Annotated in this window: 4 protein-coding genes and 1 pseudogene; 2 read left to right on the forward strand and 3 right to left on the reverse strand. The window is 55.4% G+C overall.

The features are described 5' to 3' along the window. Window positions 1-113: 113 nt before the first annotated feature. Window positions 114-398, reverse strand: a complete 285-nt coding sequence (locus F3H98_RS30775; RefSeq protein ID WP_149764779.1) for a hypothetical protein — start codon at window positions 396-398, stop codon at window positions 114-116. A 66-nt stretch (window positions 399-464) separates the two neighbouring features. Here F3H98_RS30775 and F3H98_RS30780 point away from each other — a divergent pair, with 66 nt between their 5' ends. Together F3H98_RS30780 and F3H98_RS31525 are read left to right on the forward strand one after the other, a co-directional pair. Further along, window positions 465-899, forward strand: a complete 435-nt coding sequence (locus F3H98_RS30780; RefSeq protein WP_149764781.1) for a hypothetical protein — start codon at window positions 465-467, stop codon at window positions 897-899. Next, a complete protein-coding gene (locus F3H98_RS31525; protein WP_188130662.1) occupies window positions 893-1,069 on the forward strand; it encodes a hypothetical protein in 177 nt (58 codons plus the stop codon). Before F3H98_RS30780 ends, F3H98_RS31525 begins: the two co-directional genes overlap by 7 nt. A gap of 410 nt (window positions 1,070-1,479) precedes the next feature. On the opposite strand, the gene F3H98_RS30785 is transcribed toward F3H98_RS31525, so the two are convergent. Together F3H98_RS30785 and F3H98_RS31660 are read right to left on the reverse strand one after the other, a co-directional pair. Continuing rightward, entirely contained in the window at window positions 1,480-2,268 is a 789-nt protein-coding gene (locus tag F3H98_RS30785) for a lytic transglycosylase domain-containing protein (protein ID WP_188130663.1), read from the reverse strand. Between the two features lie 419 nt (window positions 2,269-2,687). After that, window positions 2,688-3,055 (reverse strand): annotated as a pseudogene (locus F3H98_RS31660) (L,D-transpeptidase); the annotation flags it as partial.

The raw sequence follows: 3,055 nt of genomic DNA on the forward strand, positions 1-3,055 counted from the left end.
TGACCAGTGCGTCGAGAGGCGAGACTGTCGCATCTCTAACTGGCCCCACTGTCGCATTACTAAATAGCCCTTACACGCCAAAGTCGCATAAGATATGTTATGGAACTTACTATCTACTTGATATTAAAGGACATTTGTCTCAATCCCATATCCGTTGCCGTAGTCACCGCGAACGTCACCATGTCGCGGGTCTCGGCGGCCAGCATGCCGTTTTCGAAACGCTGGTGCAGGCGCTTCACCCCAGCATCAAGCGGATATACCGTTGCTGGGGAGCCCGGTATCCATGGCGTCGCTGGGTCCGGCGCGGCCGCGGTGACACGCTTCAGATTGACAGTGCCCTGTGCGAACTCGCCAAGCAGATCGTCGGTAGCACCCCGCATCTCTTCGAAGAGGGTCATCCACTACCTCCAATGACCGAGTTGGCTTTCTCCTCCGATCTGCTACTCAAGGGTGCGAGAGGTCGGATGAACACAATCATCGCATTCTTAATCGCCATTGGCGCACCCAGCGTGATTGCCGCAGTGATTGCTATTCTCCGCTACCTCGCATCCGGCACCCTCCAGAGCACGGTCGACTTCCTGGTGGTCGTGCTGCTGGTTTGCTTCCCGTTGGTCTTTTACCAACAAGGGTTGGCTGGGATTTACGGGATCTCTGCGAACACCTTTCACGAAGGGCTTCAGCAAGTAGGCATTCTTTCCGGAGCTCTCGCCATCTTCATGATCGGCTGGTCGATCTATTGGCTTGAGGTCGAGTACAGCCGTTATCCAACAACTAATGATATATCTGTGAGGAAAGCCATCGCTTGGAAATGGCGCCTGGCTCTTGCTGCGACCGCTGCCCTATGGGGAATGCACGTGCTCGCCGCGCTCAACGGAGGAGGGTTGCCATCCCTATGGTAAGCGAAACTACCATGCTGGAAGTCCTGGTCTGGCTTCTGTTCCTGTTCATTGGGTGCTACGTCGTTCTCCTGACGATCTTCGCGATCAGCGACAAGACGATCGGCACTGATCTCGCACCGTACCCGCTTGCGTTTCTGGTTAGGCGTGGCGAAGCGAGGCGTCAGCGATAACTCCACAGCCCGGGCTACACCGCTTGCATGCCAACGCCGGCCATCTCGGGCACTAGTCGATGCCCCGGCTTCCAAGGACTTTTCGCGCATCCCGGCCTGCTGGTCAAAGCCGGTAATGATGATCACCGGAACACCTGGTCTGTTCGTGCGCATGCGAAGAACACGCCGAGCCCTTTCGGCCCGGTATATGCAGATCCATCAACACGCAACTTGGGGTAGTGCTGTTTAGATTCGCCAATTGTGAAGGTCGCATTCCCAAAGCGAGTCGAATCCGGTAGGCCGATTTCGCGTAGTATTGTACCCACATGGATCCCGACGATCTCAAAACGGCAGTGCGGATCCATAGGGCTACTTCATTGTTACCCGACGCGTATCATAGCGGGCGACGAGAACGAGGGCCAACGATTTGGCTAGTTTCGCGTCACGACCTGAATATAGTTCACTGTCTCTAGTGGCAGTTTCTTACGTTGACCGAACATACATTTTTCGCCGCAGTTGTAACCGGTCAGAGTCTCTTTGACATCCCCACCTGATAATCTGAGCAGGTGTTTGAGTTCCTTGACGCCAGCCTCCGCCCCAGTGCGACAGTTGATTAGCTGCCTAGTCGAGTAACCGTGTTTGGCACCTGTACGCGGCATAACCTGCATCACACCGAGGGCACCGGCGGACGATTTAGCACCACAGTTACCGCGTGATTCCTGTTTGGCCACTCGCAGGGCCAGATGCACTGGTACTCGGTGTATATTGGCCGCACGTATGACTTCTTGATATCCGGGTTTCCCAATATCTATACCAGACACATGGTGGAGAGACTGGGATAGTGTGGGGGTGCCGACGTTACTGATACCGAACAGAGAGGACGGTCGCCACTGTTCCTCCAGCGGGGTATGCCCGGTGTAGGCTCTATTGACCGTCTTAGTTTGCGTCGTCTCTGAGAAGATTTTGGATCTGGCCTTGGGCTTCTGTCTTGGCTTGTCGACTGATACTTTTATTTCCTTGCGCTTGTCGTAGCGTGGTTCTTGAAATTCCAGTTCCTGGATTTCATCCACCCTGGAGAAGATAACTGGAATTGGAACCTGTGGATCGATAGTGCCGAATTGTCTGCCTGGACCGAACCTGGCGACGATGGGTGCGGCTTGGTCACCTAATCGTTCGTCTGGATCGAACCTGGCGAGGATAGGTTTAAGTGGGTCACCCAATCGTTCGCGCTTGATCGATTGTGTGTGTTGGGTTGAGGGTTGGAGTCGTGCCCCGGTGTCTGGGTACGGACAGCTCAGTAGTGAAGCGAGCAGACAGACAGCTGCCGACATTGATGATGTCCCACCTAATTAGATAGTCACCCTCTCCGGTACCCTCTCTCCTGCCGTCTCGGGCAGAATCAGATGTCAAATTTCCATGAAAAGTCCCAAAGACAAAGCGCAAAGCTTACGCCATGAGGCGCCGCTGCGCGGAATTGGCCAAGCCTGTGGCAAAGAAGGAACAGCGAGAGGTGCGACTCGCTTCGCGTCACCAGTTGATACAGAGTACGCGGTGGATGCGGGGAGACATTCTGACCGTAGAACGTCTTCACACAACTTATCGACCAGCCTACACCTGCGTCGCGCACGTCACTGCGCAGTCAGGAAACTACCACCGGTATGCCCAAAGGCGTGCGATCGTAGAGGTCAATGATATTGTCATCGTCAAGCGGATGCACCCGTTCGACACTGCTGTGCCAATCAGCCATGGCTCGTTTGTACCGTGTGTATCCGAAACTTCGTGTCGCGTACGCCCCGGTAGAGATAAAGCGCACGAGCCCCAAGCGGGTTGTTCGGCCCCGCCAGGACCCCGTCCGCATATTGCAGCAAGGGTGGCTTGCGCTTCATCATGCTGGTCGTGGGTGTCCACGGGAGCCAGATTTCTTTGCGACCAACGATCGCCCGGCCTATGAACGTGAGAGCCTCCTCGCCCATGGCAACGCAGTAGCGCGTTGCCCAACCATCCCCC

The organism is Neomesorhizobium albiziae (assembly GCF_900114255.1).
Classification (GTDB): Bacteria; Pseudomonadota; Alphaproteobacteria; order Rhizobiales; family Rhizobiaceae; genus Neomesorhizobium; species Neomesorhizobium albiziae.

Bases quoted from the DNA above. Each gene is read 5' to 3' on its own strand.
- F3H98_RS30775 (WP_149764779.1), bottom strand. From the start codon at position 398: ATGACCCTCTTCGAAGAGATGCGGGGTGCTACCGACGATCTGCTTGGC.
- F3H98_RS30780 (WP_149764781.1), top strand. From the start codon at position 465: ATGAACACAATCATCGCATTCTTAATCGCCATTGGCGCACCCAGCGTG.
- F3H98_RS31525 (WP_188130662.1), top strand. From the start codon at position 893: ATGGTAAGCGAAACTACCATGCTGGAAGTCCTGGTCTGGCTTCTGTTC.